This is a genomic window from Pseudomonas sp. BAV 4579 (assembly GCF_009765395.1).
GTDB lineage: Bacteria > Pseudomonadota > Gammaproteobacteria > Pseudomonadales > Pseudomonadaceae > Chryseomonas > Chryseomonas aestiva.
In genome coordinates, this window is record NZ_WHOV01000075.1 from 25,762 (window position 1) to 32,337 (window position 6,576).

Here is a 6,576-nt window from a genome sequence, read left to right on the forward strand (position 1 = left end):
AAGGCCGCTATGCACGACTCGAAGAAAATCGATTATTCGCTGAATACTGCCGACAGCTCCGCACCGCACTCCGCGCTGGACAATGCCGCCATCATTTCCGCCTATCGGCGCTGGGCCAATGTCTATGACCGGGTGTTCGGCGGCGTTTCCGCGCCGGGCCGCAAGCGCGCGGTGGCGGCGGTCAACGCCCTGGCGGGTACCCGGGTACTGGAAGTGGGGGTAGGGACGGGGCTGGCCCTGCCCCACTACAGCGCCGACAAGCGCGTCACCGGCATCGATCTCTCGCCCGACATGCTGGCCAAGGCCCGGGAGCGCGTCAGCCGCGACGCCATCGCCACGGTGGACGCCCTGCTCGAAGCCAATGCCGAGGATACCGGGCTGCCCACCGGCTCCTTCGATATCGCCGTGGCCATGTTCGTGGCCTCCGTGGTGCCCAATCCGCGCAAGCTGATGCAGGAGATGCGCCGGGTGGTGAAGCCGGGCGGTCAGCTCCTGCTGGTCAATCACTTCCAGGCCGAGAGCGGCCTGCGGCTGCTGGCGGAAAAGGCCCTGGCGCCGGCCTCGCGCAAGCTTGGCTGGCACCCGGACTTCGCCATGGACTCCATCCTCTCCCGCGAAGACCTGCGCCGCGCCAGTCGCAGCAGCGTGCCGCCCTTCGGGCTGTTCACCCTGGTGCAACTGACCAACGACTGAGCACTACGCCAGGCGACGGCTACTCCACGCGATAGCCACGCCCCGCCAGACAGGCCGCCAAGGCCTGGCGGAAGCGCTGGGTCAGGTAGGGATCGGCGACCGCACCGGGGCGTTCGGGATCGAAGCCCGACTCTCCGGCGGCGTAGCGCCGACAGTCGTAGCGATCCGTGGCGTAGCGCTGCGGCGACTGCCCCTGCAAGGGATAGGCGGTGACGTCATAGGCGTCGTAACTCGTTCCTGCCGGCGCTGCCGTCGTGGTCGGCACGGCCGCCACGTTGGGATCGGCGACGGTGACGAAGCCGCCGCCCGGATCGGTGCGGTAGTAGCTGCCCGCAGCAAAGTAGTAGGTGGTGCCGCCCATCCACAGGGTCTCGGCAAAGGCCGGCAGGACGCTGACGCGCACCCCGGTCGGCGGCAGGGTCACCACATAGCGCGGCCCCTGGGGTCGATACCAGTAGCCGTCGGCATAGTAATACTGGCTGTCGCGGTACCAGACGCGGGTGAAGCCGGCCGGCACGCCCGGCACCTCGAAACCCGGTCGCCACTGGGGATTGGCGCCCCAGCCCGGACGCTGGCCGGCCCAGTGCGGATCCCGCTCCGGACGCGGTGGCGGGGGCGGCGGATAGTTCCGACCCGGTTGGTCGGGCGCCGGCATCATGTAGCCGGGACGCGGCACGGGGACGGGTCGATCCTGCCAGGCCCGCTGATAGCCCGGCCGCGGTGGCGGGGGGGCGTTGCGCTCCCAGCGCTCCAGGGCCGGACCATTGCCGCGCCCGGGACCGTCACCCCGCCCGGCCGGGCCGCCATTCCAGTCACCCTGACCGCCGCCCTGCCAGCGCCCGGCATTGCCTGGGGGCATGACCGGCGGCGGCTGGGCGCCCGCCGGGGGCGTGACATAGCCGCCGCCGAGGCGATAGTTGTTATCGGCCCAGGCGGGCCCGGCGCTCCACAGGGAAACACCGGAAAGCACAAGCGCACACAGCACGGCAGGCGATTTCATCGCATGGCTCCACGAGGGGATGACCCAGAGTACCCCAAGGCTTGGACCCTGCCCCAGCCTGGCCGTTAGCCCCGCGCCGATCTGCCATCGAACGGCCCCTGCAGGGCGCCGAGAGACCCTTAGCCCGCAAGGACGGAGCGAACGCCCGCGCCTGCAACCATCACGGGCTTCGGGCATTCCCGGGGTCGATCCCTGGGGGTAGCGGGGAAGTTTCTGCCCCTCTGTCATCGCACTTCTAGCGGTCCGCTCGGGTCTATGGCCCCACGCAAGGAGGAAAACATATGTCGAAACACCATCATCACGTGGGCTGGTTCAAACGCCGCCATGAGGTAAAACCGGACGACCTCACCATCGTCGACAATTCCCTGGTCAAGCGCGCCGTCGGTGCCGCCGCCCTTGGCAATGCCATGGAGTGGTTCGATTTCGGCGTCTATGGCTACCTGGCCGTGACCCTCGGCAAGGTCTTCTTTCCCGACGGCGATGCCGCGGCCCAACTGATCGCCACCTTCGCCACCTTTACCGTGGCCTTCCTGGTCCGCCCCATCGGCGGCATGGTCTTTGGCCCCTTAGGCGACAAGTACGGTCGCCAGAAGGTGCTGGCCCTGACCATGATCATGATGGCCCTGGGCACCTTCAGCATCGGCCTCATCCCCAGCTACCAGAGCATCGGCCTCTGGGCGCCCGCCCTGCTGCTGCTGGCGCGGGTGGTGCAGGGCTTCTCCACCGGCGGTGAATACGGAGGGGCAGCGACCTTCATCGCCGAATACGCCACCGACAAGACCCGCGGACGCATGGGCAGCTGGCTGGAATTCGGCACCCTGGCCGGCTATATCGCCGGCGCGGGAACGGTGACGGCGCTCACCGCGGCCCTGACCCAGGAGCAGTTGCTCGACTGGGGCTGGCGCGTGCCCTTCTTCATCGCCGGCCCGCTCGGCCTGCTCGGCCTCTACATGCGTCTCAAGCTGGAAGAGACCCCGGCATTCAAGGCCCATACCGAGGCCAACGAAGGCAAGGCGGCGGACGGCCCGGCGCACAGCCTACGCGAGCTGTTCACCCTGCATCGCGTCGCCCTGCTCAAGTGCATCGGTCTGGTGCTGGTGTTCAACGTCACCGACTACATGCTGCTGACCTACATGCCCAGCTACCTGGCCGTGACCATGGGCTACGCCGAGACCAAGGGCCTGCTGCTGATCCTCATCGTCATGGTGGTGATGATGCCGCTCAACATCCTCGGTGGCTTCTTCAGCGACCGCCTGGGTCGCAAGCCGATGATCATCGGTGCCTGCCTGGCGATCCTGGTGCTGGCGATTCCCTGCCTCAAGCTGATCGGCAGCGGCCACGACTGGCTGATCTTCCTCGGCCTGATGCTCCTGGGCATGGCCCTGGCCTGCTTTACCAGCACCATGCCGTCCACCCTGCCGGCGCTGTTCTACACCCCGATCCGCTACAGCGCCCTGTCCATCGCCTTCAACATCTCGGTGTCGCTGTTTGGCGGGACCACCCCGCTGGTCACCGCCTGGCTGGTGGAAAAGACCGGTGACCCCCTGGTACCGGCCTACTACATGATGGCCGCGGCGGTGATCGGCATCCTTACCATGCTCACCGTGCGTGAAACCGCCGGCCAGCCCCTGCGCGGCTCGCCGCCCTCGGTGGCCAGCGAAGAGGAGGCCAAGGAATTCCTCGCCAGCGACGCACCCCTGACCGTGGACAAGCAGCCGCCCGGGCAGGCGTAAGCCTCAATCGCGGCCATGGCGGTCCGCTCTTATAGGCATGCACCGCTGTAGGAGCGGCCCATGGCCGCGATGCTCTTCCCACCCAACCTCCCCCAAACGCCACTTCTCCCCTGGGAAAGGGCCGGGGTGAGGGTAAGCCAAACGCCAAAGCTTCCGCCCAAAAGAAAAGGGGAGACCTTGCGGCCTCCCCTTGAATTCGTTGTCCTCTCGCACCGCTCGTGACGGTGGCTGCGATCGTCCAGGAATGGTGACCTGGGCGGGCCCGGGCGTCGCGGACGGGATACCGTCGTTGACGATGCGAAAGGCCCTCCTGGGGCGCCTTCGTTGGACAGCTCTACCGGGCTATCGAAGTTGAGTTCAGCTTACGCCCCTGCTGCCGGCAGCGGGTTGCGTTGTGCAGCTTCTTTCCTGCTTCTTGCGCAATCCATGGCTACAAACCTAGGATTGAGCGCAATCGGCTAGCGCAAGGCATGCAAAATGGACAAACTCGATCGCTTCGATCTGAAAATCTTGGCAGAACTGCAGCGCGATGCGCGCCTCTCCAACCAGGAACTGGCCGAACGCATCGGCCTGTCGCCCTCGCCCTGCTCGCGCCGGGTCAAGCAACTGGAAGACAGCGGCTACATCACCCGCCAGGTCGCCCTGCTGGATCGCAAGAAACTTGGCCTGTCGCTGACCGCCTTCGTGCTGATCGGCATGGACAGGCACACTCCGGAGCGCTTCGAGAATTTCCAGGCGATCATCGCCCAGTGCCCCGAGGTGCTGGAGTGCTGCCTGGTCACCGGCATGGATGCGGACTATCAGCTCAAGGTCGTCGTGCCCGACATGGAGCACTACCAGCAGTTGCTGCTGGGCACCCTGACGCGCATCGAGGGCGTCTCCAGCGTGCGGTCGAGTTTTGTGCTCAACCAGATCCTGGCCAGTACCGAACTACCGCTCAATCACCTACGGCCCTGAGCGCGGCGCGGCTTCGACGCCGGCTTCGAGAAAACGCGGCAGCACCAGCATGTGCGGCACGGCGAAGGCAGCCAGCACGGCGAACAGGGCGCGGATGCCGGTACGCTCCTGCAGCAGGAACACCAGGCCACCGGCCAGAGTGAAAAGGACCGCGCCCAGCAGGATCGGCCAGGTCAGTTGCAGGTAGACCTTGAAGGTAGGCGCCCCCAGCAGCCGCTGGCGCACCCCGGTCTGAGGTGCGGCGTGTAGCAGATAGAAGCCCAGGGCGAACCCCACCAGGGGCGGTGCCAGCACCACGGCCAGCAGCGTCACCGCCAACCTGGGGCAACGCTGCTGCCAGGCGGCCAGCAACAGCACTGGCAGCGCCAGCAGCCCACCCAGGGCGAGTACGCGGGCCAGCCAGTCTGCAAGGGCCAGAGAGGCAGCCGATCCCATGGCCAGGCCCAGCAACCGGGCGACGGCGGCTTCGTGCACCACCGCCGGACCGCCAATGATGAACAGCCCCAGGGCCAGCGAGGTCAGCCGCTTGGGAAACAGCTCGTCTTCATGGGCGAAATGCCAGGCCGAGAGCAGCAGGAACAGCAGCAGTGCCGCCGCGCCTGCCAGTTGCCAGCAGAGCAGACAGGCCAGGGCTGTCGCCAGATAGCAGCCGAGAAAGGCGAGGCGCCGCCCGGGTGCCACCAGGCGCAGATCGCTGGCCCCATGCAGCAGGCCCAGACCCAGGCCTACCGCCAGAGCGTAGGCCAGTTGCCCGGCCCCGCCCGCCAGGCTGGCGAGCCCGGCGGTCAGCACCAGCGCCGGCCAGCCTCGCCCGGTCTCCTGCATCTTTAGACGCCGGTCCGCGCCAGGGTCGCGCGCAGATTGCGCTCGGAGGTGAAGGCATAGACCACCTTGGCCAGCACATCGAGCACCAGGATGATCCAGATGGTCGCCGCATCGCTCACCATCCACACGCCCTCCGGGCCAATGGCGAAGACCACCGGATAGATCAGCCAAAGCACGGTCAGAAAGCCGGTGTTCTTGCGATAGGCCGCGCCAATCGCGGCATGTTCCCCAGCCAGCGTCGCCAGCGGTTTCCACAGCAGATAGAGCACGCCGACGAAGGCCGCGCAGGACCAGGCGAAGAACACCCACTTGATGGTGCCGTAGGGGGCCAGGGAGGCCACCAGACCGGTCACGATCATCACCACGTCCAGGGTGACGATGGAGGCCACGAAGCCGCCTTGCCCCTCCTGCTCACGCGCGCCGAGAAAGGCCGAGCTCACCACCCCGGCCAGCAACAGCGGCGTGGTGAAGGTCCAGTCCAGGTAGCGGGCGACGTAGGTGATGCTGCCGTCCGGCTTGATCAGATTGCCAACCCCCAGGTACATGGCCAGATAGGCCGTAGCGGCGATGAAGGGCACGGCGGCGTGGATCATGGTATGACCGCGCAACGGACCTCGATGCGCACCCTTGGCATAGATCGCCAGGGAGGCGAGCGACATGATGACGAAGCCGATTAACAGGGGGGTCTGACTCATGGGTTTCTCCAGGGGACAATAGGCGCGCATCAACGGGCCAGCCCCTCTGGAGTAGGGATTCGTCGGCTACCGCTGCGCTTAAGGTAGAGAAGTCGCCGCGAGACTTGGTTCAAAATGTTTCATCGCTCGCGACCAGTTGCTGTAGGCCCTTGATTCAGGTCAGGAAGTCCTACCCCTGGCCGAGGCAGGCTGCGCCGCTTCATGCCCGCCCAGGAATCCGCATGCTGCCGGCCCAGAACGTGATGCTGAGCTATGACGCTGCTGCGCCAGCCCCGCCTTCTTCGATGATTTCCATCAACGCTTCCTGGCCAGCTTGCCCCTGGCAAGGGAGAAGTTCGCCCATACCGACAGGGCCGCGCAGAAGCTGCGGCTGCGCCACGGCATCATGAATCTGGTCCTGGTGGCCCGCGGCATGCCCACCACCAAACTGCGCCAGCTCGGCGAAAGCCATTGCCGCGCCCGGCTGGACATCGACCCCGAGCTCTACGACCTCTGGGTCGACCGCCTGCTCGCCACCCTGGCCCAGCACGACGCCGAGTTCACCCCCGGCCTGCGCCAGGAATGGCAGGGCGTGCTGGAAGCGGGAATCGCGGTGATGCGCAGCAAATACTGAGCGGGCCTGGGCCCTGTTGGGCTTCGCTGCGCTCAGCCCAACACCCCAAGGCACCGCCCC

The 6,576-nt window shown here is 66.7% G+C and carries 6 protein-coding genes and 1 pseudogene; 4 read left to right on the forward strand and 3 right to left on the reverse strand.

Features of this window, described 5'->3' with window-relative positions; genetic code table 11:
• The first annotated feature begins 9 nt into the window (after nt 1–9).
• Nucleotides 10–693 (forward strand): class I SAM-dependent methyltransferase, encoded by a 684-nt coding sequence (locus GSQ95_RS15605; protein WP_158896038.1) that lies wholly within the window; start codon nt 10–12, stop codon nt 691–693.
• A gap of 19 nt (nt 694–712) precedes the next feature.
• Here the strand turns inward: GSQ95_RS15605 and GSQ95_RS15610 are convergent, their stop codons facing one another.
• Nucleotides 713–1,693 (reverse strand): DUF6515 family protein, encoded by a 981-nt coding sequence (locus tag GSQ95_RS15610; protein ID WP_158896040.1) that lies wholly within the window; start codon nt 1,691–1,693, stop codon nt 713–715.
• A gap of 281 nt (nt 1,694–1,974) precedes the next feature.
• Between GSQ95_RS15610 and proP the strand changes: the two genes are divergently transcribed.
• Nucleotides 1,975–3,426: a glycine betaine/L-proline transporter ProP gene (gene proP, locus GSQ95_RS15615; RefSeq protein ID WP_158896042.1), complete on the forward strand. Its 1,452-nt coding sequence runs from the start codon at nt 1,975–1,977 to the stop codon at nt 3,424–3,426.
• 477 nt (nt 3,427–3,903) lie between these two features.
• Nucleotides 3,904–4,383 (forward strand): Lrp/AsnC family transcriptional regulator, encoded by a 480-nt coding sequence (locus GSQ95_RS15620; protein ID WP_064309082.1) that lies wholly within the window; start codon nt 3,904–3,906, stop codon nt 4,381–4,383.
• Here the strand turns inward: GSQ95_RS15620 and GSQ95_RS15625 are convergent.
• Together GSQ95_RS15625 and GSQ95_RS15630 are read right to left on the reverse strand one after the other, a co-directional pair.
• A complete protein-coding gene (locus tag GSQ95_RS15625; RefSeq protein ID WP_158896044.1) occupies nt 4,372–5,208 on the reverse strand; it encodes a Brp/Blh family beta-carotene 15,15'-dioxygenase in 837 nt (278 codons plus the stop codon). The two genes, GSQ95_RS15620 and GSQ95_RS15625, sit on opposite strands and share 12 nt — an antisense overlap.
• Before the next feature lie 2 nt (nt 5,209–5,210).
• Nucleotides 5,211–5,903: a bacteriorhodopsin gene (locus GSQ95_RS15630; RefSeq protein ID WP_158896046.1), complete on the reverse strand. Its 693-nt coding sequence runs from the start codon at nt 5,901–5,903 to the stop codon at nt 5,211–5,213.
• A gap of 221 nt (nt 5,904–6,124) precedes the next feature.
• Between GSQ95_RS15630 and GSQ95_RS15635 the strand changes: the two are divergent.
• Nucleotides 6,125–6,516: pseudogene (locus GSQ95_RS15635) on the forward strand (globin domain-containing protein).
• Nucleotides 6,517–6,576: the final 60 nt, after the last annotated feature.